The sequence below is a fragment of the Oryzomonas sagensis genome, from assembly GCF_008802355.1.
GTDB classification, from domain to species: domain Bacteria; phylum Desulfobacterota; class Desulfuromonadia; order Geobacterales; family Pseudopelobacteraceae; genus Oryzomonas; species Oryzomonas sagensis.
Window position 1 is genome coordinate 212,455 of sequence record NZ_VZRA01000002.1, and the last position, 26,494, is coordinate 238,948.

The following is a 26,494-nucleotide window of genomic DNA, read 5'->3' on the forward strand; positions in this document are numbered from 1 at the left end:
TTTTTTCACGCTCCATCCGAAGAGGCGCAACGGAAAGGGATGGCCGCCCAATATCCCCTGCGGCGTTTTCATATGGTGGTACAATTAATAATGCCATTCCTGGACGATAATGACAGGACGTAGAGTGACACCATAAAGGAGAAACACCATGCCGAAGATCGTTCGCTTTTACGAAACAGGGGATGCCGGGGTGCTCAAGCTCGAAGATGCGCCTCTTGTGGAGCCGGGTGCGGGAGAGATTCGCCTGAAGGTTGCGGCCATCGGCCTGAACCGTGCCGAAGTCATGTTCCGCCAGGGACAGTACCTGGAGACGCCCAAGCTCCCCTCGCGGATCGGCTATGAAGCGGCGGGGATCGTGGACGCCGTGGGGCCGGGCGTCAGCGGCATCAAGGTCGGGGACCGGGTAAGCACCATACCCTCCTTTTCCGTTGGCGACTACGGGGTCTACGGGGAAAGCGCCATCGTGCCGGCCTACGCGGCCGTCCCGTATCCGGGAGTTCTGACGCCGGTGGAGGGCGCGGCGATCTGGATGCAGTATCTCACCGCTTTCGGGGCGCTCGTGGAATTCGGCCGCTTGCAGAAAGGCGACAGCGTCGTGATCACCGCGGCGAGCAGCAGCGTGGGGTTGGCCGCGATTCAGGTCGCAAAGTACGTCGGGGCGACCGCCATCGCCGCCACGCGCGGCGCCGGGAAGAAGGATTTTCTTTTGGGGGCTGGGGCGCATCACGTCATCGTGACCGACGAAGAGGATCTGGTGGCGCGGGTGATGGCGATTACCGCCGGGAAAGGCGCAACCATGGTCTTTGATCCCGTGGCGGGGCCTCTGCTGGAAAAACTTGCCGACGCCGCCGCTCAGGGGGCGACGATCTTCGAATACGGGGCATTGTCGCCAGCGCCGACGCCCTTTCCCCTGTTCGCAGCCCTGGGCAAGGGGCTGGCGGTGCGGGGGTACACCCTGTTCGAGATCGTGAGGGAGCCGGAGATGCTGGCCCGCGGCAAAGAATTCGTCTCCAGAGGGCTCGAATCCGGCGCACTGAAACCGGTCATCGACCGCACGTTCCCGCTGGAAAACATTGTGGAGGCCCACCGGTACATGGAATCCAACCTGCAACAGGGCAAGATCGTGGTGACGGTGTGACGTGAGCGTGGGGGCTTCCAGGATGCCATGCATGCCTTGGCAGCCTGGGAGCCCCGCCCCGTTTGTATTTCGGTGCTCTGAATAGCCCCGGCATTATTCCGATGCATCAAAACAATAACCCATAGGTTATTTAAAAAATAAGAGGGTAGGCATACGTGGATGAGACGTTAGGAGGGTAATGCCGGACACCTTATAGGACCTCGTGTGCTACAGAAACATCCGATAATCGGCTTTTAGAACCTTTGCCAGCCTCTGTGCGCGTTCCTTGCCGACAATTTTTTTCCCGTGTTCCATCTCGGAAATGTGGCGTTGCGGAATGCCGGTTGCCTCGGCAAGCTGCCGTTGCGTCATCCCTTCCCGTCCGCGATAACCGCGAATAAGCACGCCGGCCCTGTTGGTTGCGAGTTCGGGGAAAACCTCTTCAACCGTGTACTGCCGATCTTCATCATCCGGGGAGAGATCAATAACATTCATCCGCTTTGCCAAATGACGCAAACGTGCAATCTGCTCGTGCCCGCCAACAAAACGGGCCTCTGCGTTCTCAGTAGGGCGCTTTTTCGTGAGTGCCTGCATACGTTACCTCCACTAACCTGATCTGCCTGTCCTTCTCTTCCCACACCACCACGTACGTTGGTCGCCCTTTTTTGATATGGCAATGGTGCTCGGTGCCCGAAAGCTTGGAATAATTCGGCCAATCGCCGCGAACCGGCCCGGTCGCCTGGATATCGGCAACCAAGGTGGCAAGGTTGTCTTGCACGCTTCCCGGAAGCTTCTGTATCTGCTTACGGGCTTTCGAGGAAAATACGACCGTCCAGTCCATAGGGTAAAAATATACCTTTCACGGGTATCAGTCAAGCAGAGTTCTGCGCGTGGAATTCAGGCTTAAGAATCATATGCATATTGGATTTTTTCTGGTTTGGGATCAGGTCATTGGCACAACAAAATAACCCCCTACGCAGCCCCCGGCTCCGCAACCGCTGCCTGCGCCGCGTGAAACGCCTCGCCGATCTTCCCTTCCAGGTTCAGCAGCACATTGCAGATTACCAGCCGGTCCAGATTGGAATCCAGGGTCAAAAGCGCTGTGGTGATGTGCAACAGCGAGATCGCCGCGCCGTGGCCCGGATCGGCCAGGCCGAGATTGCTGGGGCCGGAGAGGGACAGTTCCGATGTCTGGGGGAGCAGGCCGGCTTTGGACAGGAGCCCCCTGGGGCTGTCGGGCGCGCTCTGGCCGGCCGTTTTGTAATAGGGGCGCAGGTGGTCCGGGCCCACATCCGCCTCCAAATCGGCAAAGGTCGGGTCCTCCGTGCCCAACGCCGTGGCGGCCCAGCCGTAGTCGTTTTCATAGCTTGTGCCGTATTTTGCGACCAGGGCAAGGTAATTGTCCTTGAGGGCGGCGTACTCTCCCTCGTCCAGTTTCGGGCACCCCACCTCCCCGCAGTGGGCCTGATACCGTTGGGCCGCCCGGTACTCCATAATGTCGCCATGGTACAGATACCGCTCGGCAATGTCGTTGCCGTGGCTGCGCACCAACGCGGCGATGACCGCCATTTCGCGCAGGGAACGCCACCGGGCGTGGGCGCCGTCGGCATAGCCGTTTTTCAGCAGGCAGATGATCTCCGCGCAGGTCCGGCACCCCTTGGCGTGGAGCCGTGTGAGGACATCGAAGACCAGATCGCCCTCTTTGGCGGCTTTCGGCCAATAGTAATCGTTGAAATTGTTTCCCGATTCCAGGGCGATGTCATAGAACATCTCGAGCAGGTCGACGGCCGTGCCCCAGGTATGGTCCAGGTCGGCGCTGAACTGTTTGAGTTCCTTTCGGGCGTGTTTCTGATACTGCTTGAAATTCTTTTTCAAGGTGTCAAGGATGATATCCGCGACTTCCACCGCTATCTCGGGCAGGGAATGGGACAGGTTCTTGGCGATTTCTTCGAAAGCGTCGGCCAGGTCCTTTTTGTGGTCGATTTCGATGCGGACGCCGCTACTCTCAAATTCCGTCAAATCCTCGGGTAGTTCCAGGGCCTCGCTTTCGTCGAACTTGAAGGTGCCGATATCCGCTTTGCTGGATATGACCTGTTCCAGTTCCTTGATCTGCTTGTTGCTGAGAACGAACCCCTGATCCCGGAATTTCTTCAAAAGGATATGAACGATAACCCGTTCCTCGGAGAGGGTCTTTGCCAGGGTCGTTTCAAACAGGTCTTGCAGTGTGTTCATTGTGGTTGCCTTTTGGTTGGGTGGGGGGTGTGGGTAAGCCACTCCCCATACCCTTCTACTCCCCGTAAACATACATTTCAATCGCAAAATCAATATGTTAAAAATATTAACACTCCTGAGAAAGTGTTAAAAAATTTAACATAAAAACGCCTGCTCCCCATAACCTCCCGTTTATACACAAAAAAGACGCCCGGAACTCGCCCGGACGCCTCTGGTTGTGTCATTATGATACGGCCCCTGGTCAGTGGCACAGCAGCCGTCAGAAGCTGTAGCGGAAGCCCCCGGAGAAGCTGCTGTTCAGGTAGGAGAGGCTTACCCCGTCCTTTGAAAAATCGGACCCGGCGCCCTGGAATTTGTACGAAAAATCGAGGGCTATATGCTGGTCCACCGCAATGGTCGTCCCGACGGCGATCTGGTAACCGAACACCGTATCGTCATACTTGGTTCCCTGGACCTGCAGTTCGCCATCCAGCACGCCAAGCCCTGCGCCGACATAGGGCGTGAAGATCGTGCCTGTTTTGATGTCATAGTAGCCGTTCACCAGGTAGCTCATGACTTTGACATTCGTATCGTCCACCGAGAGGCTGCCGCCGGGTCCCGAGAGGTGGTCCACGTCGGCTTTCCGGTAGCCGAATTCAAATTCCAGCCTCACCGGGTCGAAATTATAGCCCGCATTGGCGCCAAAGCCATACCCGGAATTGTAGTTGGTCGTGGCCGTGACACTGCTGCCCGACACCTTCATGTCGGCATCGTGAAAGATGCTCACGCCGCCCGAGACCCCGAGGTAAGGCCCGGCCGCACAAGCCGACCCGGTCGTTGCCGCCAGAAACAATCCCACCACCAATGCCTTGATTCTCATGCCAAAAACCTCCTTGGATTAAATACGCCCCCCTGTTCCTCGGCGGAACAGGGGGCGAACAACACATGACATAATAGAGCGGAGCTTCCCTGCGGAAACGGAACAGATCGCATCCGATCGATAGATCACTTCTACGCCACGCTCCTGCACATTTCAATCATAATTTCAATATGTTAAAAAAATTAACACTATCCTGGGAGTGTTAAAAAAATTACCATTTCGGCCATCTTTTGAACCCGCTGTTTTCACATTAAAAAAGGCCCCCGGAACACCCCGGGGACCTCTGCTTGTATCATTATGACACAACCGCGAACGACCGCCGGGCTACCCGGTTATGATGTCGGCCATGATGAATGTTTCCTGGATGACGGCATCGGGGTCCTCCATCTTCGAAGCGATAAGCTCCCGTAAATGGAAAAAGGACGGGAGGTTGATCTCATCGATCTTGAGCCCCAAGCCCTGTTCCTGCTCGTAGATCACGGTGGCCGGGAATTGGAATTCCTTCTTCAGGCAACGCGCCTTTACATACACCTGCTGGTTGACGGGGAGCTTGACGGCGGTTTTTATAAACAGGCCCCGCAGGCTTATCTCCGTAACCTCGCCGGATATGGTCCGATCATGGCACTCGATGGTTGCCACTGCCGAGATTTCCACCCTCGTAAATTTTCTCGTGTTCACGGTCATGTCGCCTCACCTCACCCAGGAGTCTGAACGCTGTGTCTGTTTCCAACTGTTCACCATACCATGTCGAACAAAAATTCTCCAATGTCTTAATGCCGATAGGGGACAGGGGACGCCCCATCCCGCGGGAATACTTCGCCGGGGGAAAAAGGGGAGGGCGGATGGTCAGGGGCTGGCGGCGTCCGGACGTGCCTGCAGCAAAAAAAACGATACCCTGTCACGGGAACGGGAGTATACTAAAAAAATTGTAGTAAATACCGGATTTCAGAAGGAAACCACCATGACCCAGATTACGGCAAACGGCGCTCAATCGTACAAGGAGCAACCGGACAGCATCGACAAACTGCTGGAGGCGCTGGACACCTACACCCTCGATCCGCGTTTCGAGCGGTACGCCGACAAGTTCATCTCGCAGGATCAGGAGACCGGCACAACGCGCTTCTTCGGCAGCTTCGTGGATGTACAGCGCGTGTTCGACCTGCGGACCGATGAGCGGGGCCTGGTCGACCGGTTGACCGCCGCCATTCAGAAAAACCGGTCGACGGATTTTTACAAGCAGGCGCGGGCGGCGCACGAGCGGCACCACTAGTTTCCCGTTCGGTTTAGTTCGTACCCGCATCGCTTCCCGCGACTGACCGCGCGGGGCACTGGCCCCATCGGTTTTATGGAAATTATCAGTCCCGTTTCCCCATTTCCTCCGCAATTTCCTCATGTGACCGGCAATTTTTCATTGAAAAGCGGGACGGTTTCAGGCCATAACAGGCCATGGGCGAGATGATGCGTGGGGAAAGGTGCGTGCACAATGGCGTTGCCCGATAGGGAAGCGGCACGGGTGGAGGATCTCTTGGGCGCGTTCTGCCGGGCGCGGAGCGGCGCTGCGGTGACCCTTGCCTACCAGACCAGGGGGAACCGGGTGGCCCTGGTGGAGACCCGCCCCCTGTTCATCGACCCGAACATCATGAACAGCGTGAACGTGGCCCAGTTCGAATTCGACCCGGAGTCGCAGATTTGGACCCTGTACTGGTACGACCGGAAGAACCGGCGCCAGCCGTACCCCACGGGACGCAACCGGGATACCCTGGAAAAACTGGTCGCCGAGGTGGGGGCCGATCCCACCGGCATCTTCTGGGATTAGCCGGCGGCGGTCGGCGGCTTTTCTGCTCAAACGGCGTAGACGTGTGCCGGCAAAGGTAGTAGAATCATAGAAAAAAGGATGGCGGATGCATGCAAGCGGAACGAACGGAACGGAGCGACAAACGCTTCGCCATTAAAACACCGTGCTTGCTGAACATCGGCGGTGCAAAGTACCGTTGCCTGATCGACAACCTCTCGACCACCGGGGCCTCGATCGAGATGGACGGCCCGGTTCGGGAGGGCATCAGGGTCGGGGAGATCGGTTCCCTGAAGGCACTCCTGTTGACCGCGGTCGAATACCGCTGCAAGGTCGTCAGGGTGGAAGGGGCGCATCTCGGCGTGCAGTTCCTGGATACCTGATCCGCGCTGAGCCCCTGGACCATCCCCCCCCCTCCGCCCATTACGCCGCCCGTCCCCCCACATGCGACCTTTTTGCTTCAGGTGCCCCGTTGTCTCTGCGACCCCGCGGCACCTGCCTTTCCGGGTATAGCCCGCGCACCTGCATGACCTTCCCGTAAGCGAAGAGATGCCGTAATTTTTGCCGCTCCCCGGCCCACGGAAAAATGCCGGGAAAAATTGAATCATTTTGCTGGTATCTGAGACGTGGGGGCAATGAAACGGCAGGGGGTCGAAAAGAAATTTCGACCCAAAATCAACTATTTCCTGCAAAAAAAGTGTGGGATGCTATACTTTCTCGCAAGAACGTTCCAGGCGGTTTTTGGGGAAAGCGACCGATCCCATGGGCAGAATGGGCCAAAGGTTCAGGATCGAGGGCCATGCGAAATGCACCCTGCATTTTGCCGGTCTCGCCTATGCCGGCGAGGTCGAGAACATCTCCCTGAGCGGCGCCCTGGTCAATCTGGACAACGCGATCCCGGACTGCGTGCATCCCGGCTGTAGGTGCGGCCTGACCCTGGGCGGCAGGCCGGACGCCTATCCCGTGAAGTACACCTGCCGCGTGGCCCGGCTCGGCAGCGCCATCGTGGGGGTGCAGATTCTCGAACTCACCTATGGGGGGGAAACCATGCACTGAGGGGGCTCGGTCCCCGTCCCCTGACGGCCCGCCAGAACGCGGCGCAGCGGGATTATGCGCTTACCAGGCTGAAGCGGGCGGCGGAGGGGGGAAAGGGGGGAAAGGGGGGAACGAAAAGCGAAGGGGCGGGNGCGGCCCGCCCCTGTCTGTTTCCGGGAACTACCGTGCCTCGACCTTGAAGATCCTTTTGGCGGTGGCCACCCGCTCCTGCAACTCCGGCCCCTCCAGCTCGGCGACCACCTGGGCCAGGATGTCCGGGATCGGGATCTGCTGGGGGCACTTGTCCAGGCAGGCGCCGCAGGCGATGCACTGGGAGGCGAACCCCGGCTTGTCGTTGAGCAGGTCGCCGCTCATGCGGATGGAATACATGAACTTCGCCTCCTCCGTATTGCCGAACAGGTGCATCTTGTTGTAGACATCGAAACAGCCCGGGATATTTACGCCCACGGGGCAGGGCATGCAGTAGCCGCAGCCGGTGCAGCCGACCTTCATCAGCTCCTGGTACTTCCTGCCGGCCCGGTCCACCAGGGCCAGTTCCTCGCCGGTCAGGGCGCCGCTCAGGGCCGAATCGGCGATGGCCAGGTTCTCCTCGATATGGCGCTCCTCGTTCATGCCCGAGAGCAGCAGTGTGACCTCCGGGTGGTTCCATACCCAGCGCAGGGCCCATTCCACCGGCGGGCGGCGCACCTTCGCCTCGTTCCAGATCGCGGCCACGGCGGGCGGCGGCGTCGGGAGCCCCAGATTCCCTCCCCGCAGCGGTTCCATGACGATCACCCCCAGCCCCTTGGCGGCGGCGTAGCGCAGCCCCGCGGCGCCGGCCTGGTACTCCTGATCCAGGAAGTTGTACTGGATCTGGCAGAATACCCAGGGGTAGGCATCCACGATCCGCGTGAAGTCAGGCCCCAGGCCGTGGAAGGAAAAACCGGCGTTGCCGATCCGCCCGTCGGCCGTGGCCCGGTCGAGAAAATCCGCGACGCCCAGGCTTGCCATGGTATCCCACTGGGGGCCGTCCAGGCTATGGACCAGGTAGTAATCGATGCGGTCGATGCCCAGTTTCTCCAATTGGGCGGCCAGGTAGCGGTCCATGTCGGCGCGGCTCTTGATCATCCACGAGGGGAGCTTGGTCGCGACCTTGACCCGCTCCCGGTAGCCGTCCTTCAGGGCCTTTCCCAGCAGGATTTCGCTCTCGCCGCCGTGGTACGGCCACGCCGTGTCGACGTAATTCACCCCGTTGTCGATGGCCTGGCGGATCTGGGCGATGGCCCGCGGTTCATCGATCCTGCCGTCCTTGGCGGGCAGGCGCATGCACCCGAATCCCAGGACGGAGAGTTCATCCCCGTTCTTCGGCATTGTTCTGTATTGCACGGTAGACCTCCTTTGCGCTAAAGACCCCTTAAAGTATAAATGACTTTATACTAGGTGCAATGGGCCGCAATCTCAATACCCGTTCCTGTCGATTGCTTGCCTATTCCTCGCGAATGCGGCACGGCCGGGCCGGTCAGGGGGGATACTATCGAAAAAGCCGACTAATCCGGCAGGGTGGGCGCCGCCTGCCGTTTTGATTTTGCGATTTCCCGCGCCTGTGGTACAGAGTATCGGCGGCCACGGAGCCGCAGGCGCGCGGGGAACACCGGCCGTGGCCGTGGCCCTCCGCCGGGGGGCTGCTGCTCCGCGCGCTTCGGGGGATGCCGGTGCCGTACCGGTGCGGCGTGGCTTGGCGGTGCGATTACCAATGCGGGGTGACCATGATGAGACGGCAGGATCGGGAGATTACCGGGTTCGAAAACATTATCGACGTCATGAGGGGTTGTACCGTGTGCCACGTGGCGTTCTCCGACGACCCCTATCCCTACGTGGTCCCCATGACCTTTGGCCTGGCAGTGACGGAGACCAACGAGGTAAGCCTCTACTTCCACGGTGCCCAAGAGGGGCGGAAGCACGACCTGATCAAGCGGAACAACCGGGTCGGTTTCGTCATGGAAACGACCCACGGCATCGTCACCGGCCCCCGGGTGGGTGCGTGCGAATGCACCATGGAATTCGAGTCGGTCATGGGCACCGGCACCATGGAGTATGTGGCGGAAGAGGAAAAGGTCGCCGCGCTCCAGACCATGCTCCGGCAGTACGATGTCCGCGAAGGTGAAAACTATCACTTCCACCACGAGGTGGTGCCCCGCATCCATGTCCTGCGCCTGCGGGTCGATGCCCTGTCGGCGAAGCGGCGTGCCGTGGCGACGCAGAAATAGGCGGCGGTGGGCTGGGACAGGCGCTGCCGTTTGGGTACATCCACGTTTTTCATTGCCCCTGCGCTGCGCCGGAGCCCGGACCCTGCCCCCTGAGCAACACACGGAAGTAGTCGATCTCGAAACGATTATCGAGGAGTTGAACGGTGATATTGACCGGAACCATTGTAAATGTTGCCGCCATCTGCGCCGGCGCGCTGGTCGGCCGTTACGCGGGGCGCATCATCCCCGCCAGGATACGGCAAACGGTCATGGTCGGCCTGGGGTTGAGCGTCGTGCTCATCGGGCTGCAACTGGCCCTGAAGAGCAAACAGCCGATGATCGTGATCGGTAGCCTGATACTGGGCGGCATCCTGGGCGAACTCATGGGGATAGAGGCGCGTCTGGAATCGTTCGGCCTGTGGTTGCAGGGGCGTTGTCGCGGCGCCGGTGATATTGCCGAAGGCTTCGTTGCCGCCAGCCTCCTGTTTTGCGTCGGCGCCATGGCAATCATGGGGGCGCTTCAGGACGCCTTCGGCGGCACGCCGACCATCCTCTACGCCAAGGCGGCCCTGGACGGGGTGGCCTCGATCGCCCTGGCCTCGACGCTGGGGATCGGGGTGCTGTTTTCGGCGCTGCCGGTCGCGCTCTATCAGGGGGGCATCACCCTGGCGGCCGATTCCGCAAAATCGCTGCTGACCGGCCCCGTGGTGTCGGAGATGAATGCGGTCGGCGGCCTGTTGATTGTCGCCATCGGCCTGGACCTGGTGGGGATCAAGCGCTTTCCGGTGGGCAACCTGCTGCCGGCGGTCTTTGTCGCGGTGGGGCTCGTGTGGCTGGTTGGGGGGGCGTGAGTGGGCGTGCCGGAGGGCTGGCCTGCAAATTTCAAAATTTGAGGATTGCCGACCTGACCCTCCCGCCCCCGCATCCTGCCCCATGGGCGGGGCCGAAAGCTACGTTTATTCCCCGCCCCGTGCTATACTGAAATCAGGGTTCCATGCGGTCAGCCGCGCCGGAAGCAGGGCTGCGAACCGGCCGCAGGGGGCACGCGGGAAGGGGGTGCACACCATGACATCGAAGAGAACGAACCTGTCGGCAGCTCCCAAGGGGCGGTGCGACATCAAGATATGGAGCGGGGATTGCGAACGGAGCGGCCACCCGGCCGAGGGCGAAAAGTATCTGTGCGTGTCCTGCGGGACGATCGTGGGCCTCAACCATGAGGTGACCCACGACATTTTCCCCTATGTCAGCGGCGATTACGACAAGCTGATTTGAGCGATACGGATATTTCGGCGGCAGGGAATGGGAGGGGCACCGGCTGAGCGCTTTGGTTGGTGTCCCTCGATTAATGCGGGGCTCTGGGAAATTTGCGGATCGTGCCTTTACGACCCCTCCGTACCCGGCTTGATGTAGTCGAAGACCTCTTTCGACCACGCTGCGGACCATGCTCCCAGCGGCACGATGATGTCGCGCAGTTCCTTGCCCCGCCGGGTCAGCGCGTAGCCGTCAAGGGTCTTTTCCACCAGGTCCGCCTCGCGCAGGTCCTTGATGCGGCTATTGAGGATGGAGGGTGAGATGTCGCCGCACCGCTCCTGCAATGTGCGAAACGTGCAGGGGCCTTGTTCCAGGTTCCACAGAACGCCGAGCGCCCAGCGGCGGCCCAGAAGGTCGAACAGGGCGTTGATCGGCGTACCGGAGAGAGAACCGCGTACCTTTTTCCCGGGGCTTGGAATGGACATGGGGCGCGCTTATCTCCTTTGGGGTGGGGATGAACGGGCGTCGATCCGGCTGCCGCGGACAACCGGATCGATGCCCGGAGCGGTTTAACGGGCCCGGGCCGCCTTGATTTCGGCGAGCGTCAGGCCGCCGATCCCGATGTTGGCGCTGTCGAGCTCGTTAATCAGGATGGTGAACTTTTCAGCGGGGATATTTGTGACCTCTGCGGCGGTCTTTGTCAAGTTTTTGATGAGGGCCTTTTTTTGTTCCGTAGCGATGCTGTGCAGATCAACGGTGATAACCGGCATGACAATCTCCTTGCTATTTATTTTGTAGCGCGCTACGTATTTAATAGCATGCTACTAAAAGAGAAGCAATGTTTTTCTGTTGCGGGGCCGCGGTGCGGTTTTGTCGTTGCGCCTGGTGTGGGGAAATGGGGATGCGGCCTCTGATGTGATGTCGCTAGGGGGGCGGTGACGAGGCCAGGGGGGCTGCCCGGATTGCGGCATCTGGTGGGTCAGGTCTACAAACTTCAAAATTTGAAGATTGTAGACCTGACCCTATCGGCCTGCTCCAAATTTCAAAAATTTGAGGATTGTAGACCTGACCCTCCCGGCCTGTTTAAAACTAAAAAAGGGGCATGCTGGAGGGACCGATGACATGCTGGAGGGGTAGGGTTATAAATTTCAAATTTTGAAGATTGAGACCCGGCCCTTCCGACTTGCTCATTACTTCAGAAGGTGAAGATACTTTTTAAAAACCCAACCGCATCTTGGGACTCCGTCTCGATAATCAAAATATTCGATATATATCCACTTTCCACCTTGTTTCAGTAAGGTCACTCTCTGGTTAGGGTAAAGCGCTCCAAAACGTTGAGATTTTGAATTAGGCTTAACTCTAAGGTTTACGATCCTATCCACGACATAGTGTTTGTTGTTATCAACCTGGGGATGTAATTCTGAAATTGCTTGAAGTACCTCTGCCTTGTCAGTAGATAATCTGTTCATGATATTCTCTTCGGTCATATTTCCTGAGTGGAGACAATAAAGAAATGTTAGAATGGTCAGGACATAGCCAATCATTGCTTCAAAAGAAATTAATTTTTTCGGAAGTTTTTTACACTCATTTAACAGTAACTCTGCAAGAGCATTGATTTCTTCGGTAATGATAGATTCAGGATCGGCGGTGGTAGAATCTAATCCATAATGTAAGGTCTCAAGCCTATTCATCATTTCAGTAGCAATACGTTCAGGAAATGCATGGTCAGCAAAATCAAGATACTTTTGTGCATCGAATATTTTTTGATACTCGGACGAAATTCTGTGAATGCTCTGTATCGACATGAATAGAGGAGTAATGGGAAAAGAAAACTTTTGAGATTGAAACTGTTTGAAAATATTTGTGACAGGTGATTCTAACGCCTTACGTATTTCTGAAGTTTGGAACAGATTGGTTGCAAGAGTTTGAAATGGTAAGTCAAACACCTTTCTCCATTGTTCGTACTGACGCTGTAATTCTTGCTGATGCTTTAAGAATGGTGGCTCTACAATATTTTTCAACCAATCGTATTGATTTCGCTGAAATTCTTTCAGGTGTTTCAGTGCAGGTGGTTCAACTACATTTTTAAAAAAATCTTGCTGCGTTTGAAACTCTTTCAGGTATTTAAGAGATGGAGGCTCAAACTCAAATCCGAGATCCTTCATTCCAACAATGCCCAAACTGTTACTACTCACACTAAACCTCCTTCTTTGACTCGAGGAAAAACTAGCGGCAACACATAGGGTCGCGTCTCCATTATTCATATTTCTGGAAGATGAAAAAACGCTACTGCTATTTTGCCCTCCAATTAAAACCCACAAGCACCCTTCTACCTCTCGCATCAATAATTTTCAATCGCAAAATCAATATGTTAAAATAATTAACACTCTGGAAAAGTGTTAAAAAAATTACCACTTTCGAGCCTTTCCCTCCTACCTCCCCGAAATCAAACGAAAAAAAGGCCCCCGAATCGTCTCCGGGAGCCCCTTCTTTGTATCATTTTGTCGCATAGCGTCCGGCCACCCCGCACCGGCCCCGTTCACTTACCCGAACAGTTTATCCCCGCGCTGGTGGCCAAAGGCCGGACTTAAACAGGGGCGTGCCCCTGTTCAAATCCCATGTCCTTATGTCAGCGTAGACCTGTTGTGCCCCATCACCGCGCCATGAGCGCGAACACACCCCAGCCCAGGTATTCACGGGCGTAGGCGGCGTAGCGTTGGGGTGCCGAGGTCAGTTCGGCTCGAACATCTTTCGCAAAGTCATCGTGGGGATTCGCTTCGAACCAGCGGCGCATCGTGAGCCACTTGGCTGCCTCGTACCTGTCCCAACTGTCTTGGTCCGCCAGAACCATTTCCACGATGTCGTAGCCCTGGGTGCCGAAAGAGGCGAGAAGTTCCGGAAGCACGAGGAAGTCCGAGATGGAACGGGCGCGGCATCCCGTGGCGACCTCTTCTGTCGGCGGCAATTGCCGCCAGTACGGCTCGCCGATGAGGATGATCCCACCCGCGCGGAGGCTCTTGGCCAAAAGCTCGATGGTGCCGCTGACTCCGCCGCCGATCCAGGTGGCGCCGACACAGGCCGCCACGCCGGCCTTTTCGTCGGTGACGTAGCCGGCAGCGTCTCCGTGGATGAACTGGACCCGATCGGCGACGCCCAGTTCTTGCGCGCGGAGTTTCGCCTGTTCGGTGAATAGCGGGCTCATGTCGATACCGGTGCCGCTGATTCCGTAGTCGCGTGCCCAGGTACAGAGCATCTCGCCCGAACCGCTGCCGAGGTCGAGCACACGGGTCCCCGGTGCCAGACGCAACGCCGCGCCGAGAGTGGCGAGCTTTTCCGGTGTGAAGGGGTTATGGATGTGATGAGCGCTTTCGGAAATGGTGAATATCCGTGGAATGTCCACTGTTGAAACTCCTTTGTCCGCATGGCAGTGCGCCCCGGTTCCGCCGCTCCGCCGTCAGTCCTTCCCGCCGTCGAATATCTGCTTCAACCACCCATAGCCGCTTACCAGCACGATCCCCGCGATAACCAGCACCGCCCCGATCACGAAGCTCGCCTCCAGCGGTTCGTGCAACAACCACACCCCGAACCCGATGCCGAAGAACGGCGTCATGAACGAGAACACCCCCAGCCGGGAGGCCAGATACTTGCGCAGCAGCCAGAGCCAGGTGAGGTAGCTGGCAAAGGAGACCACCACCGCCTGGAACAGGATGCTCCCCCAGGCCAGGGGGGTGGGGGTGAACGCGGTCTCGCCCAGGCACACGGCCGCCGCCAGCAAGAGGACAAAGGCGGTGATCAATTGATACAGCAGGGCTTGGGTGGCGGATGTGCGGGCGAGGCTTGAACAGCGCAGCACCACCGTGGTGGCGCCCCAGGAAACCCCGGCCATGAGCCCCAGGAAATCCCCCCACAGGATGGCGGCCGGCGCCCCGGCAGCCGGCTGCTGGCTGCGCCCGAAGAACGCGATGACGATGCCCATGAAGGCCAGCAGGATGCCGAACCACTGGAAGCGTTGCAGCCGTTCCGCGGGCAGACGCCAATGGAGCCCCAGGGCGGCGAAGGCGGGAGCGGTGTAGAGGAAGACCGCCATGTGGGAGGCGCTGGTATAGCGCAACCCCTGGCCCACGAACAGGAACTCCAGGGAGAACAGCACCCCCACGACCAGGCCGGGACGCCACGTGCCGTCCCCTAGGGAAATGCGCTCCCCCCGCAGGAACATCAACAGCCCCACCAGCGCCGCCGAGATCCCGGAGCGGAGCGCCAACTGCAGGAGCGGGGCAATATCCGGCGCGGCGGCCTTCAGTGCGACCTGCTGCAGCCCCCAGATAATGCACAGGAGCAGCATCAGCCCCATTGCCAAACCGTCTATCGCTTTATGTGTGTCTATGACCCGCTCCTTCGTCTGCTTTAGTGGAACTATTCAAAATAGCAGAAGCGGGGGAGCAGTCAATAAAATAGCGCGTTCGCCGCCGTCCGGGGAACTCGCGAACAACGCCTTTTCCTGCGCGCCAGCCCAATCAGTGCAGCGGTTTTTCTTCCTCTTCCTCGCCGCTGAGGGCGAGGGATTTCACGGCGCTTGCCGCCGACTTGCCCTGAAGGATGTTCTCAACCTCGCCGTAGGGCATGATCCGTATGCCGTGCAGGCTGATGTTGGCGCATATCGGGTGGCTTTCAATGAATGCGCGGGCTTCGTGGTACGGTAACCTTACCGGCGTGAGGCCACTGTATTCGGCAACGTTCTGGAACCGGTATCCCTTCCCCTCGCGGCACAGGATGTGATACTTCCCGGCGGCAAAAAAACAGATGCCATAGCTATCTTCCGTTGCCATAGTTACGCTCCTGCTCTTCCCCTGCGGGATCATCGGGCAATACGCTTGATTGGAAGGGTAGCAATGCCGGGGGATTTGTCAAGCCGGTGGTCCGTGAAAGAGGGGAACAACATGGGGGGGGCAGGTCTGCCTTCGTCATGGCATGGAACATGGAGAGGCTGCCCCATGTCTTTTCCGCTCAGAAAAAGGGCCCCGGACCGTCTCCGGGAGCCCCGCCTCATCGCTTCATAAGCGACGGGCCGCGGTAGGCGCGCTCCACCGCGCGGCGGGTGCCCGCCTCGACCACGAGCCCCACATACGCCCCAACGATCACATCGCTCAGAAAGTGGTAGTTGGTTGCGATCAGGGCCAGGGCCAACAGCAGCAGCAGCGCCAGGCACGCCGGGCGCCAGCGCGGGTGAAAACGCCACAGGACCGCACAAAGGGCGACGAAGACCACCATGTGCCCGGACGGGAAGCCGGAAAACCGCGCATCGCCGTTGAACCAGTGAAACCCGTACTCCTGGGGCGCGAGCAGCCATTCCCGGGTGTTGATCCTGCCGAAGGCGAATTTCAGGAGCGATTTTGCCAGAAAGGCAGCCGGGGCGGCGACGGCGAGGGTCTCGTACATGATCGCGGGCGCATCGATGCCGTGGCGGGCCACCCGGTAGCGGAACAGGGCGTAGGAGCCTGCGGCAACGCAGACCACCAGGATGAGCAGGGCGTCGGGGATGGAGGAGGTAAAGTGGAGCCACTCCCTGCTGGCGTAAAGGTAGCGCGTGACGAGCCGGGCAACGGGGATGTCCAGGTGGCCGATGCTGTAGGAGGCCGCCAGGGCAAGGGGGACCAGTGCGGCCAGGAGGGCGGTTTCGTACCCCCGGCGCTGGCTGGCGGATGATGCGGTGTCGTGCGGCGCAGGCTGAACTGGAATAAGCGCTCCTTAGTCGTCGGTTGTGTCGGGATGCGGCAGTGGCGGTCTGGTGCCCCTGCGGATACGTACTATACGATTATTTTGCCGTTTTGCAAAGGCGGGCGAGGTCGGTGCCGTTGACAGCGGCCTTTTCATGGGGAACACGCTGCTGTCGCATAACATGCTGAAATTTTTTAGCGTTATGGCTGATTACCTGCTACAGCTAGAGGTTAGTTCTGCCGATGATTATACTGCGGACGATAGCAGGCGGGGCCGGCGGCAGGGGGCCGGGCACCGGGAACCATGAAAAAAGGAGCGTCAATGGCTTTAGAGTATTCGCCCATAGTGCTTGATTCCATCAACCACGATAATTTTCCCAAGGTCGAGCTGTTCGTCAGGCTCGACGGGAAATATACCCTCTACAAACCGGAGAAGACCAAGCTCACCATCCACAATATCGAGCGATTGCGGGAAAACGGTACGGAGTTCGTGTATATCGACAGCAAGGATTCGGAAGAGGTACAGGAGCATGTGGAAAAGCGGCTCGACGATTCCCGCGCCGCCTCGCTCCTGTCCCAGTATTCCAAGAACCTGATCTGCAGCCAGATGATCATCAAGGCTGTCGACGATGTCTTCAAAAAGCCCAACCAGCCCGCCATGTTCGAAAAATGCCGCGCCATCCTCCGCAAGGTCGGGTTCAGGTTCGAGGACCGGGATGAGCTGATCGCGCTCTTTGGCAAGCTGGAAGACAACTTCGACAAATACCTCATCAACCATTCGACCCAGACCACGATCCTGGCGCTGTTCATGGGCGAGAGGCTGTTCAACGCCGGGAGGGACGATCTCGTCAGCGTCGGCACCGGAGCCATGGTGCACGATATCGGGATGCTGTCCATTTCGAGCGATATCACCGAAAAGATGGACGTGCTCTCGGAGAACGAATATTACCGGGTCAAGCTCCATCCCAAATACGGCATCGACCTGCTCAACAGCGCCGGGGTCACGGACCGGATCGTCCATGACATTACCCTGGGCCATCACGAGCGCTATGACGGCAGCGGCTACCCCAGGGGGCTGGATGGTTTCGAGATCCCGCGCTATGCCATGCTGGTGTCCATCTGCGATATCTACTGCGCCCTGACCATGAACCGCCCCTACAAGTCCGCGTCCACCCCGGCGGAGGCCCTGCGGACCATGAAGAGCGAACGGAAACTCTTCGACCCGGATACCCTGGCGGGGTTCCTGGGGATCATGGAAGACACGGCACTCCCGGAAACGGTGGAAGTGGCGAAGGAAGCGCCGGCGGCGGCCCGGTCCATCGACATGGCCGAGATCCGGGAGTTGAAAAAGCAGATGCGGAGCCCCAATGCCGACCGCAACAAGCTGGTCAAGATGCACTCCATTATAACGGACAACATCAACAGCACCTATGGCGAAGAGAGGGCCGCCTTGACGGAGTTGCGGACGGAGTTGAAGAACCTGCTCAAATCGTTGTTCTCGGACGTGTCGGGGGATACGACTTCGTGGTAAGCCACTCGCAAATGTCGAGCCTTGGCGACAGGAGCCGGGCCGTTGCTGGCGTGTACGGCGGTACGGTCGCTGCCGTCAGAGATGTCATCGCCATAATTCCCGCCTGATTCGTACGCTCTCATGTCTCTCATAATAGCGTAAAAATTAATGAGGGAGTTTACAATTTTTGATTCAAGTGCTATAAAAATAAAGACTTTTGCCGGTAGATGCGAATAGAGCCGCTCATGGGTGACAGGATTGGTTGCCTGGTATGCGGTCTGTTGCCCCAGCCGGGAGCCTGGAGACCTCACCCACTAAACCCCGGGGGCAGCATTGCGCTTGAAATTCCTACTCAGTGCAGCACTTTTCATAATGACCGCAGCGGTCTATTGCCGTACGGCGAGCTACCCGCTCTCCGGTCTCGACATTGGGGATTACATCACACAGAACGACCATGTTCTTTCGGGCCTTACCCCCGCCTCGATCAAGTGGGCCTTCACCACTGCTCACACCAGCAACTGGCACCCCCTTACCTGGCTTTCCCATATGGCCGACTGCCAGTTCTTCGGGTTGAACCCCATGGGTCCCCACCTCGTGAATGTGACGCTTCATGGGGTAAATACCGTCCTGTTATTCATTCTCCTCTGCACCATGACAGGGGCTTTATGGCAAAGCCTGTGCGTAGCCGCGCTTTTCGCGCTCCACCCTCTCCATGTGGAGTCCGTTGCCTGGGTAGCGGAACGCAAGGATGTGCTGAGCACCCTCTTCTGGATGCTCTCCCTTTTGTTCTATGGTGCCTATGTAAAACAAGCCAAGCGCACCTTCTATGTTCTCACCCTCATCTCATTCGTTCTCGGGTTGATGGCCAAGCAGATGCTGGTCACGCTGCCGCTTGTGCTGTTGCTGCTCGACTTCTGGCCATTGGGCCGTTTCAGGAAATCTCTGCCACCAGCGCAACATTCCGTGTGGCTTCTCTTGGGGGAGAAAGTACCGTTCTTACTGTTATCGGTCGGCGCTTCAGTCGTGACTCTCTTCACACAGGGGGAGGGGGGGGCTCTTGCTTCCGGGACAACCCTTAGATTTTCCATGCGTGCCGCCAACGCCGCGTTATCGTACGTGTCCTATATCCGTAAAACGCTCTGGCCTGCCGACCTGGCGGCCTATTATTCCCTGACTGGCGTATCATATCCGAGAGCGGCCCTGGCACTCCTCGTAATTGCAGTCATCTCATTGCTGGTATGCAAGGGGATGCGCCGTTACCCCTATCTGGCCATGGGATGGCTCTGGTATGGCGTCACGCTCGTGCCGGTAATAGGCCTGGTCCAAGTCGGCGGTCAGTCGATGGCCGACCGTTACACCTACATACCGATCATCGGCCTTTTTATTATGATTGTCTGGGGTGGGGCTGAAATCGGCGCACGACTGCCGCGATTCCGCACGGCATTAATCGCGGTGTGTGTATCCCTGGTTCTTGGTTGTGCGGTTCTGACCTGGAACCAGGTCCGGTACTGGCACGATGATATTACCCTTTTAACCCATGCCCTTGCCGTTACCGACAACAATTACATGGCGCACATATTTCTCGGCAACGCCTTGCTGGAGCAGGGGGAGGCGGATCAGGCCATTGCCCAGTATCACGAGGCTCTGAAGACCTTCCCGAATTATGAGTTGACCATCTATTCGCTGGGCACTGCCTATGACCAGCAGGGAAGGACCGAGCAGGCTATCAGCCAGTACCGATTGGCGTTGAAGATCAAGCCTGACTACGGGGAGGCACGGCATCGCCTGGGGATCGACCTTGACAATCAGGGGAAGACAGCGGAAGCGGTACAACAGCTTGTGGAAGCGGTACGGCTGGTCCCAGACTTCGTGGAGGGTCATTACGACCTTGGTATCGCCTTGGACCATCTGGGGAGGTCAGACCAGGCCATTGCCGAGTACTATGAGGCCCTGAGGTTGCGGCCGGACTTTGCGGCGTGTCACAACAATCTTGCGGTGGCCTTGCTCCAGCAAAAGAAATATGGCGAGGCTCTTCGGCATTTCTCTGAGGCGCTACGGCTGGCGCCTGATCTTGAAAGTGCCCGCACAGGCATGCGATTGGCGTCGCAAGGGCTGGGCGGAACGCCTGATGCGGCACCAAATTGATGTGCCGGCAGTTTCGGTTGCCATGTACTGAAATTCAATTGTCATGAGGTGCGCGTGCTGAATCGAAAGAGGGTCATTGTCGTTCTCCCTGCGTACAACGCAGCGAAGACGCTGGAAATGACGTATCGGGAAATACCTTTTGAATTCGTGGATGACGTAGTGCTCGTGGACGATGCCAGCAATGACGATACCGCTGGGGTTGCCAAGAAGCTCGGCATCCATACCGTTGTCCATACAAACAACACGGGATATGGGGGAAACCAGAAAACATGTTATCGCACCGCGCTGCAACTCGGGGCAGACATCGTGATCATGCTCCACCCCGACTACCAGTACACCCCGAAACTGATTGCAGCCATGGCCGCAATGATCGCCTACGGTGAATTCGATGCCGTTTTGGGGTCGCGGATTCTCGGGGTTGGTGCGCTGAAGGGTGGGATGCCATTATATAAGTACATCGCTAACCGATGTCTTACGCTGATTGAAAATATCCTCCTGGGACACAAGCTCTCCGAGTACCATACCGGCTATCGCGCTTTCTCGCGCCAGGTTCTGGAAACGCTTCCATTGGGCAGAAACTCCGATGACTTCGTTTTCGACAACCAAATGCTTGCCCAGGTAATCTGGTTGGGGTTTCGCATTGGTGAGCTATCCTGCCCCACCAAGTACTTTCCCGAAGCATCGTCAATAAACTTCCGTCGCAGCATGGTGTACGGCATGGGCGTCATGAGGACGGCCATCGATTTCAGGCTGCGCAAATTGGGTGTGGGCGGAAAGAGGGCGTTACTTTTTCCTCCTGCGATCTGAGCCGGCTCGACAGGTATCCCGGCAACGGTTATCTCATACTCCGCCTTTTCTTTTATAGACGGCCACATAATTCCCGGAAACCGGTTGATAGTGCCTTAATTCCTCAGTATCCCACAGATATCTGGTCGAATTGGGGCCAATTATATCTATTGTTCCCACCGTATCATAGAGACTATCGATGTAGCGCCCTCCCCAATTGAAGATCGTCTTGCGGGAAGATTCCCGCGCCAACCATGAAAAGTCAACGTTGACAAAAACGATAAACGTTGGCCGTGCCGCTTCTATTTCACGAATCATTTGCAACTGCATGCGCTCTGCATATGGCTGATCTTCCATCAGCCCGTACATATAAATGTGGCCGGTTGCCGAAAGCCTGTCCGCATAAAATATTATTTCCGGCTCGGAACCAAGGACCGCAATTGTATCATCCGGTTTTGTGTGTTTTTTTATGTAATCGGCTATTTGGAGTGACTCTGGAAAGGGGTTTACTCCATAAGTTGCACGACTCATTTCAAGTGGGGTTAAGATAAAAAAGTTATCTTTTTCTTGGTAGAGACTATAGGTAACAGCCGCTAACAGAATGAGAGCCTGGATAACGTGTGGAAACCGCACTGACGTGATGGAAGGGAACACGAGCTCGGCAGAACTTAACCCCGCACCTGTCATGATTGCCACTGCGGGCAGAAACAGAACAAAGTAATGCCCTCGGAAAAACAAACCCGGACAGACCGCAAGGAACGAAAACAAGAGAAAACCACATACGAAAGGCCTGTCAATACAGCGGCTCTTTTGGGTGAAGAGCGCGATGCTCCCGAACCCGGCAAGAAGCCATAACGGTAGTTGTGGCTTTGCTATATCGCTGAAAGTATCTTTGAAATTATACCATCCGGACTCAAGTGACATGCCTGAAGTATATTCACGAGTGTACTGTACGGTCCAGAACCAGAAATTGGCAAAACTCCCCGTATTGACCATCCACAGGACAACCAGCGCATAGGGAATGACCATTCCGAGCAGGAAGAGGATACTTCCCGTCACGCCGTTTTTTTTATCAGAGCCGGGACTTTTCCAGGCACGTAACAATAGATACTGAACGGCGAAAATAGACAGCACTATGGCATGCTGTTTCATGGTGATGGCAACGCCAAAGCAGAGTCCGCTGAGAAACAGAAGTATAACTTTCCTTTTGTCGATGGAACGGAGCAGTAGCAGGAAGCCTGTTAAGGAAAACAGCACAACAAAATGCGTTGCATGGGCAAAAACACCGAACACGGAACTGGTTAGCGTCAATACAGCATAACTGGCGCACGAGATCAGAGCAGTGGTGCGATCAAAGAGCCGTTTTGTGAGCAGGTAGACCAAATAGCTGCATATTCCATTAACAATCATTAAGCCGGCATGGATTCCAGCGGGGGTCTGGCCGAACATGAACATGAAGCAGGCATATGCCAGGCTGACTCCCGGGAGCTTCATGGTGTAGGCATGGGTAAAAGGGGGAATGCCTTTTAGCAGGAGTTGCCCCATGTAGGCATATTCCCCTTCATCCCGCTCAAGCGGAACGGTCAGGAGCCGGATGCGAACATAAACGACAACGGCCAAAATCAAGGCTGGCAAGCAGTATGGTAGATACTGGGAGAGACGTTCTGTTCTTCTCATCGTTGGGTTCCGGAACGGGTATATGAAATCAGGTTTGCCTTCAGCAAAAAAGCCGGAAGTCCGGTCTCAACTGTCTCAATCCCAATGTGAGACCCGCTCCCTGCTTATTCTCCCGGGCAGGATAGCAGAAGCAATGGGTCTGTCAAATGAATATACTGCCATGATCTTGTTTCAGGCCCGTTGGAATCCTGCCGCACGGACTCCAAGGAGTGCAAGGTCCTCACCCAACTCCCTCACATACCGGGCTTCCCGGGAATCCTTTGCCCAAATCTCGAAATCACGCACCCGCAGGAATTGGTAGGAAAGCAGTTCGCGGTGGCAGGATGATGGTGGTCATGGGGGGGCAAGGGGGGCGGTTTTATGGGACTTATAGGGACAATGGGACTTATCGGTCTTATGAATTTCATGGGTCTCACGAGTCCCATCGGTCCTCGTCCTACGAAATTCCCTTCTCATCAAGGCCATAACCGTTCCTCCCCCAGATGCGACTTTTTGTGTCGCCCTCCGGTGCTAGGCTGAAACCATGGAAAATGAAAAGAATGCTCCTGTACCAAAAACTATTGGATTCAGGTGGTTACCATGCAGGAGAGAATCGAACTCATTCGCCGGATGCTTTCAATTTCATCATGTACTGAATCACTTCGCGCAATTGATCTTTGGAAAGACTCTCGGTCGCAGCCAGCAGGACCTTCTCCTCGTAGCTCAACGGACGCTGATACTCCTCCCGGGTCCCGAAAAGAATAGTCTTTTCGTCCACGCCGAGGGCGTCGCACAGCAGGGGGAGAATCTTCTTCCCCGGCCGGCGCTGCCCGCGCTCCAGGGCCGAAATGTAGGGCTCCTTCACCTGGATGATCTCGGCCAGCTGTTTCTGCGTGTAGCCTGCATCTTCCCGGAATCTTTTGATGTTTTCTCCGACACTCATACCGGTTACCCCCTGTTGAATTGATTCTAAGCCTAATTTAATCCGGGGGCTTGTCAACCCAAAAATCATTATGCATTTTATTTCACGATTTATGAATCAAAAAGATGATGCAGCTGCGGCCATTCGGCGGAAGGCGCCGGTGCGCCGGTCTTCCGGGACTCATACGCCTTTGGGGGCAGCGAGATACAGCGGTTCGCCGGATGCCTTCAGTTTCATGGCAAACTCGATCACGATGAGCAGAAGACGGGTGGAGAAACCCTGGACCGCGGCCAGCAGGACCTTTTCCTCGCGCCGCAGCGGTCGTTCCCGGGGGCCGAAGAGAATCGTCTGCTCATCTACGCCGAGGGCGTCGCACAGCAGGGGGAGGAGTTTCTTCCCCGGCCGGCGCTGCCCCCGTTCCAGGGCCGACAGGTAGGACGGCTTCACCCCCATGACCCCTGCCAATTGCTTTTGGGTGTAGCCGGCTTCCTCACGGATTTTTTTGATGTTTTCCCCAACGCTCATGATGAGCACCTCCCCAGTGAATTATAGTCAAGCATAATTTAACACCTGCAATTGTCAATATAAAAATCATAATGTTTATTTTTTGCTTGACTACTAAATCAATTAGATTTAGTTTTTAATCAAAAAGGAGGTGCTAAATGCACGAAACGGATCAAACGGACCATGCCGCGGCCATGTCGGTCCGCCTCCCTCAGACCAAGAAGCGGGCGCTGCACGATCTCTCCCGGCGCACCGGCATCTCCGTGGGGAGCATCGTCAGGAGCCTGATCTACTCCCGGCTGGCAGAGGAGGAGGGGGAGGGGAAAATCCTGAATCCGCCACAGAGACACTGAGACACAGAGGTACACAGGGAAAGGCTGAAAACTGTTTCGGGTAACCCCACCGTCGGGAATCGCTTTTCCTTGCCGGGCCTTACTCCCGGTTTTCTCTGTGTCTCCGTGTCTCTGCGGCGGACGGTACTCATTTTGACGTTACGGGGGGAATCATGGACGGATCGAGCAGGGCGGAGTGGTTGCAGGCGCGCAGGAGCGGCATCGGCGGTTCGGACGCGGCGGCGGTGCTGGGGGTGTCGCGCTACGCCACCCCCTATCAGGTCTACCTGGATAAGCGGGGCGAGCTGCCGGAGCCGCCCGAGAGCCCGGCCATGTTCTGGGGGCGCGCCCTGGAGCCGGCGATCCGCCAGCGCTACGCCGACGCCACCGGCCGCACGGTGCGGGTCCCCGGCCGGATAGTGCGCCACCGGGAGCGCCCCTACCTGCTGGCCACCCTGGACGGCGTCACCGACGACGGCCGGGTGCTGGAGATCAAGACCGCCCGCAGCGCCGAGGGGTGGGGCGAGCCGGGGAGCGACGAGATCCCCGAGGCCTACCTGTGCCAGGTGCAGCACTACCTCATGGTCACCGGGCTGGAACTGGCCGATGTGGCGGTGCTCATCGGCGGCCAGGATTTCCGGCTCTACGAGGTCCGGGCGGACCGGGAGCTCCAGGAATTGATGGCCGGCCGGGAGGCCGAATTCTGGGGCAGGGTGGAGCGGGGCGAGCCTCCCGACGCCGCTTCCATGGCCGACCTGGCCCTCAGGTTCCGCCATCCGGTGGCCGCCACGGTCCCGGCCACCCCCGGGGCCGTGGCGGCGGTGGCCGGGATGAAGGCGCTCAAGGCCGAGCAGAAGCTGCTCGAGGCGGAGGAGGAGCGGTTAAAGATCGTCATCCAGGCCTGCATGGGCGAGATGGAGGGGCTCACCATCGACGGCCGCCTGGCGGCCACCTGGAAGGCGGCCAAACCCCCGAGCCGCTTCGACCACGACGCCTTCCGGGCGGCCCACCCGGAGCTGTACCGGCAGTACCTGAAAACCGGTGAGGCGGCGCGGCGCTTCTTGCTGAAATAAGGATGAGGAGAAAAGTCAACGTCCGCCACAGAGACGCAGAGACACAGAGAAAAACCAGGAACAAGGCAGGTAAAAAGCAACGGTTTTTGATGATGGTTTTAACCAAAAAAGATTTTGCCTTTCTCTGTGTACCTCTGTGTCTCCGTGTCTCTGTGGCAGATTTTTATTTTTACTTTGCATCGCACTATACAAGGAGACCATACCTATGACGACCATTGCACCAACCACCCTGGACAACCTGTTCGCCACCCCCATCACTCCCCGCGCCCCGGGCGCCGCCCCCCTGGGGGACGCCGAGGGGGCCATCCTCCTGGCCCGGCGCTTTCCCCGTGACCAGCGGGAGGCCTTCGGGCGGATCATCGCCGCCTGCCGCAGGGCGGGGCTGGCCCGGGCCGGGCTCTACACCTACAGCCGGGGCGGCTCCGACATCAGCGGCCCCTCCATCCGCCTGGCCGAGGCTATCGCCCAGAACTGGGGCAACATCCAGTTCGGCATCCAGGAGCTGGAGCAGCAGGGGGGCGAATCCACGGTCAAGGCCTATGCCTGGGACGTGGAGAGCAACACGCGCCAGGAGAAGGTCTTCCGGGTGCCCCACCGGCGTGTGGGCCGCCAGGGGGCCCGGCGGGCGGAGGACGGCCGGGACATCTACGAGGCGGTGGCCAACCAGGGGGCGCGCCGCCTGCGGGCCTGCATCCTGGGGGTCGTGCCGGGGGACGTGGTGGAGGCGGCGGTGGAGCAGTGCGAGGAGACCCTGGCCGCCGCTGCCGACGTATCCCCCGCGGCCTTGGCCCGGCTGGCGGAGTCCTTCGCCGCCTGCGGGGTGACCAGGGAACAGGTGGAGGCCCGTATCGGCTGTCCCCTGGAGGCCGCCACCCCGGCCCAGGCGGTGCAGTTGGGCAAGATTCGCACCAGCCTGCACGACGGCATGAGCAAGCCGGGCGACTGGTTCGGGCCCGTGGGTGAGCGGGCCGCAGCAGCGGCCCCGCCCAGGAAGGGGGCCGCCGGGCTGAAGGAGCGGCTGCGCACCGGGGCGGCCCGGAACCAGGCGTTTGCCGCCAAGGAGGGGTGACATGGAATGTCCCAAGTGCCATTCCCGCCACATCCGTAGGGTGGCGGTGATCACCACCCCCTCGTCCCTGGAGCGGTACGACGACGACCAGGCCTGGGTGGAGGGTGATAGCTGCCTCATGTGCGGTTACTGGGCCGACGTGGGGCCGGAGCCCGCCGCCACGAGCGATCTGGACGGCTGATCGTTGCCACGGAGCCGTAGGGACACGGAAGATCAACCACCCCCTGCCCCTTTAGGCCCCATAGGTTCCA

At 58.1% G+C, this 26,494-nt stretch carries 32 protein-coding genes; 16 read left to right on the forward strand and 16 right to left on the reverse strand.

All coding sequences use genetic code 11. The annotated features are described in order from the left end of the window. Window positions 1-148: 148 nt before the first annotated feature. The gene (locus tag F6V30_RS08860; RefSeq protein WP_151156624.1) at window positions 149-1,138 is read left to right on the forward strand and encodes a zinc-dependent alcohol dehydrogenase family protein; all 990 of its coding nucleotides are present in this window, start codon (window positions 149-151) and stop codon (window positions 1,136-1,138) included. A gap of 207 nt (window positions 1,139-1,345) precedes the next feature. On the opposite strand, the gene F6V30_RS08865 is transcribed toward F6V30_RS08860, so the two are convergent. From F6V30_RS08865 to F6V30_RS08885, 5 genes are all read right to left on the reverse strand, one after another. Beyond that, entirely contained in the window at window positions 1,346-1,711 is a 366-nt protein-coding gene (locus tag F6V30_RS08865; RefSeq protein WP_151156625.1) for a helix-turn-helix domain-containing protein, read from the reverse strand. After that, window positions 1,680-1,958, reverse strand: a complete 279-nt coding sequence (locus F6V30_RS08870) for a type II toxin-antitoxin system RelE family toxin (protein ID WP_151156626.1) — start codon at window positions 1,956-1,958, stop codon at window positions 1,680-1,682. Before F6V30_RS08870 ends, F6V30_RS08865 begins: the two co-directional genes overlap by 32 nt. Before the next feature lie 131 nt (window positions 1,959-2,089). Beyond that, window positions 2,090-3,349, reverse strand: a complete 1,260-nt coding sequence (locus F6V30_RS08875) for a DUF5677 domain-containing protein (RefSeq protein ID WP_151156627.1) — start codon at window positions 3,347-3,349, stop codon at window positions 2,090-2,092. Window positions 3,350-3,608: 259 nt separating this feature from the next. Further along, the gene (locus tag F6V30_RS08880; protein WP_151156628.1) at window positions 3,609-4,208 is read right to left on the reverse strand and encodes an outer membrane protein; all 600 of its coding nucleotides are present in this window, start codon (window positions 4,206-4,208) and stop codon (window positions 3,609-3,611) included. A 324-nt stretch (window positions 4,209-4,532) separates the two neighbouring features. Continuing rightward, a complete protein-coding gene (locus F6V30_RS08885; RefSeq protein WP_191965627.1) occupies window positions 4,533-4,886 on the reverse strand; it encodes a PilZ domain-containing protein in 354 nt (117 codons plus the stop codon). A gap of 283 nt (window positions 4,887-5,169) precedes the next feature. On the opposite strand from F6V30_RS08885, the gene F6V30_RS08890 reads away from it, so the two are divergent. The 4 genes from F6V30_RS08890 to F6V30_RS08905 all read left to right on the forward strand — a co-directional run bounded on the left by F6V30_RS08890 (window position 5,170) and on the right by F6V30_RS08905 (window position 7,056). After that, window positions 5,170-5,478, forward strand: coding sequence for a hypothetical protein (locus F6V30_RS08890; RefSeq protein WP_151156630.1), 309 nt, complete (start codon window positions 5,170-5,172; stop codon window positions 5,476-5,478). A gap of 213 nt (window positions 5,479-5,691) precedes the next feature. After that, on the forward strand, window positions 5,692-6,024 hold the full coding sequence (locus F6V30_RS08895) for a DUF3024 domain-containing protein (RefSeq protein WP_151156631.1): 333 nt from the start codon (window positions 5,692-5,694) through the stop codon (window positions 6,022-6,024). 89 nt (window positions 6,025-6,113) lie between these two features. Then, window positions 6,114-6,383, forward strand: a complete 270-nt coding sequence (locus F6V30_RS08900; protein WP_151156632.1) for a PilZ domain-containing protein — start codon at window positions 6,114-6,116, stop codon at window positions 6,381-6,383. Window positions 6,384-6,762: 379 nt separating this feature from the next. After that, the gene (locus F6V30_RS08905) at window positions 6,763-7,056 is read left to right on the forward strand and encodes a PilZ domain-containing protein (protein ID WP_151156633.1); all 294 of its coding nucleotides are present in this window, start codon (window positions 6,763-6,765) and stop codon (window positions 7,054-7,056) included. Window positions 7,057-7,215: 159 nt separating this feature from the next. Here the strand turns inward: F6V30_RS08905 and F6V30_RS08910 are convergent, their stop codons facing one another. Next, window positions 7,216-8,421, reverse strand: coding sequence for an aldo/keto reductase (locus F6V30_RS08910; protein ID WP_151156634.1), 1,206 nt, complete (start codon window positions 8,419-8,421; stop codon window positions 7,216-7,218). Window positions 8,422-8,801: 380 nt separating this feature from the next. On the opposite strand from F6V30_RS08910, the gene F6V30_RS08915 reads away from it, so the two are divergent. From F6V30_RS08915 to F6V30_RS08925, 3 genes are all read left to right on the forward strand, one after another. Then, on the forward strand, window positions 8,802-9,302 hold the full coding sequence (locus F6V30_RS08915) for a pyridoxamine 5'-phosphate oxidase family protein (protein ID WP_191965628.1): 501 nt from the start codon (window positions 8,802-8,804) through the stop codon (window positions 9,300-9,302). Between the two features lie 143 nt (window positions 9,303-9,445). After that, window positions 9,446-10,132 (forward strand): DUF554 domain-containing protein, encoded by a 687-nt coding sequence (locus tag F6V30_RS08920; protein ID WP_149306455.1) that lies wholly within the window; start codon window positions 9,446-9,448, stop codon window positions 10,130-10,132. Window positions 10,133-10,346: 214 nt separating this feature from the next. Beyond that, window positions 10,347-10,553, forward strand: a complete 207-nt coding sequence (locus F6V30_RS08925; RefSeq protein ID WP_151156636.1) for a hypothetical protein — start codon at window positions 10,347-10,349, stop codon at window positions 10,551-10,553. A gap of 107 nt (window positions 10,554-10,660) precedes the next feature. Here the strand turns inward: F6V30_RS08925 and F6V30_RS08930 are convergent, their stop codons facing one another. The 7 genes from F6V30_RS08930 to F6V30_RS08960 all read right to left on the reverse strand — a co-directional run bounded on the left by F6V30_RS08930 (window position 10,661) and on the right by F6V30_RS08960 (window position 16,046). Further along, window positions 10,661-11,017: a winged helix-turn-helix transcriptional regulator gene (locus tag F6V30_RS08930; RefSeq protein ID WP_151156637.1), complete on the reverse strand. Its 357-nt coding sequence runs from the start codon at window positions 11,015-11,017 to the stop codon at window positions 10,661-10,663. A gap of 84 nt (window positions 11,018-11,101) precedes the next feature. Further along, window positions 11,102-11,302: a 4-oxalocrotonate tautomerase DmpI gene (dmpI, locus tag F6V30_RS08935; protein ID WP_149306446.1), complete on the reverse strand. Its 201-nt coding sequence runs from the start codon at window positions 11,300-11,302 to the stop codon at window positions 11,102-11,104. Between the two features lie 420 nt (window positions 11,303-11,722). Then, on the reverse strand, window positions 11,723-12,727 hold the full coding sequence (locus F6V30_RS08940; RefSeq protein WP_191965629.1) for an SH3 domain-containing protein: 1,005 nt from the start codon (window positions 12,725-12,727) through the stop codon (window positions 11,723-11,725). 458 nt (window positions 12,728-13,185) lie between these two features. Then, entirely contained in the window at window positions 13,186-13,932 is a 747-nt protein-coding gene (locus tag F6V30_RS08945; protein ID WP_151156639.1) for an SAM-dependent methyltransferase, read from the reverse strand. 54 nt (window positions 13,933-13,986) lie between these two features. Then, on the reverse strand, window positions 13,987-14,883 hold the full coding sequence (locus F6V30_RS08950) for a DMT family transporter (RefSeq protein ID WP_246163386.1): 897 nt from the start codon (window positions 14,881-14,883) through the stop codon (window positions 13,987-13,989). Window positions 14,884-15,046: 163 nt separating this feature from the next. Next, window positions 15,047-15,358: a hypothetical protein gene (locus F6V30_RS08955; RefSeq protein WP_151156641.1), complete on the reverse strand. Its 312-nt coding sequence runs from the start codon at window positions 15,356-15,358 to the stop codon at window positions 15,047-15,049. Between the two features lie 217 nt (window positions 15,359-15,575). After that, the gene (locus F6V30_RS08960) at window positions 15,576-16,046 is read right to left on the reverse strand and encodes a phosphatase PAP2 family protein (protein ID WP_191965630.1); all 471 of its coding nucleotides are present in this window, start codon (window positions 16,044-16,046) and stop codon (window positions 15,576-15,578) included. Window positions 16,047-16,082: 36 nt separating this feature from the next. On the opposite strand from F6V30_RS08960, the gene F6V30_RS17075 reads away from it, so the two are divergent. The 4 genes from F6V30_RS17075 to F6V30_RS08975 all read left to right on the forward strand — a co-directional run bounded on the left by F6V30_RS17075 (window position 16,083) and on the right by F6V30_RS08975 (window position 20,708). After that, the gene (locus F6V30_RS17075) at window positions 16,083-16,235 is read left to right on the forward strand and encodes a hypothetical protein (protein WP_191965631.1); all 153 of its coding nucleotides are present in this window, start codon (window positions 16,083-16,085) and stop codon (window positions 16,233-16,235) included. A gap of 333 nt (window positions 16,236-16,568) precedes the next feature. Continuing rightward, a complete protein-coding gene (locus F6V30_RS08965; protein ID WP_191965632.1) occupies window positions 16,569-17,777 on the forward strand; it encodes an HD-GYP domain-containing protein in 1,209 nt (402 codons plus the stop codon). Window positions 17,778-18,095: 318 nt separating this feature from the next. After that, window positions 18,096-19,901 (forward strand): tetratricopeptide repeat protein, encoded by a 1,806-nt coding sequence (locus tag F6V30_RS08970; protein ID WP_151156644.1) that lies wholly within the window; start codon window positions 18,096-18,098, stop codon window positions 19,899-19,901. 54 nt (window positions 19,902-19,955) lie between these two features. Continuing rightward, complete coding sequence (locus tag F6V30_RS08975) at window positions 19,956-20,708, forward strand: glycosyltransferase family 2 protein (RefSeq protein WP_151156645.1); 753 nt, start codon at window positions 19,956-19,958, stop codon at window positions 20,706-20,708. Window positions 20,709-20,741: 33 nt separating this feature from the next. Here the strand turns inward: F6V30_RS08975 and F6V30_RS08980 are convergent, their stop codons facing one another. From F6V30_RS08980 to F6V30_RS08990, 3 genes are all read right to left on the reverse strand, one after another. Continuing rightward, window positions 20,742-22,364, reverse strand: coding sequence for an ArnT family glycosyltransferase (locus tag F6V30_RS08980; protein ID WP_151156646.1), 1,623 nt, complete (start codon window positions 22,362-22,364; stop codon window positions 20,742-20,744). A 598-nt stretch (window positions 22,365-22,962) separates the two neighbouring features. Next, window positions 22,963-23,286, reverse strand: a complete 324-nt coding sequence (locus F6V30_RS08985; protein ID WP_188055296.1) for a helix-turn-helix domain-containing protein — start codon at window positions 23,284-23,286, stop codon at window positions 22,963-22,965. Between the two features lie 159 nt (window positions 23,287-23,445). Then, entirely contained in the window at window positions 23,446-23,790 is a 345-nt protein-coding gene (locus F6V30_RS08990; protein WP_151156648.1) for a helix-turn-helix domain-containing protein, read from the reverse strand. 137 nt (window positions 23,791-23,927) lie between these two features. Here F6V30_RS08990 and F6V30_RS08995 point away from each other — a divergent pair, with 137 nt between their 5' ends. From F6V30_RS08995 to F6V30_RS09010, 4 genes are all read left to right on the forward strand, one after another. Beyond that, complete coding sequence (locus tag F6V30_RS08995) at window positions 23,928-24,122, forward strand: hypothetical protein (protein WP_149306433.1); 195 nt, start codon at window positions 23,928-23,930, stop codon at window positions 24,120-24,122. Window positions 24,123-24,274: 152 nt separating this feature from the next. Then, window positions 24,275-25,174 (forward strand): YqaJ viral recombinase family nuclease, encoded by a 900-nt coding sequence (locus F6V30_RS09000; RefSeq protein ID WP_151156649.1) that lies wholly within the window; start codon window positions 24,275-24,277, stop codon window positions 25,172-25,174. Window positions 25,175-25,379: 205 nt separating this feature from the next. Next, complete coding sequence (locus tag F6V30_RS09005) at window positions 25,380-26,243, forward strand: hypothetical protein (RefSeq protein WP_151156650.1); 864 nt, start codon at window positions 25,380-25,382, stop codon at window positions 26,241-26,243. A gap of 1 nt (window position 26,244) precedes the next feature. Further along, window positions 26,245-26,424 (forward strand): hypothetical protein, encoded by a 180-nt coding sequence (locus F6V30_RS09010; RefSeq protein ID WP_151156651.1) that lies wholly within the window; start codon window positions 26,245-26,247, stop codon window positions 26,422-26,424. The last annotated feature ends 70 nt before the right edge of the window (window positions 26,425-26,494 follow it).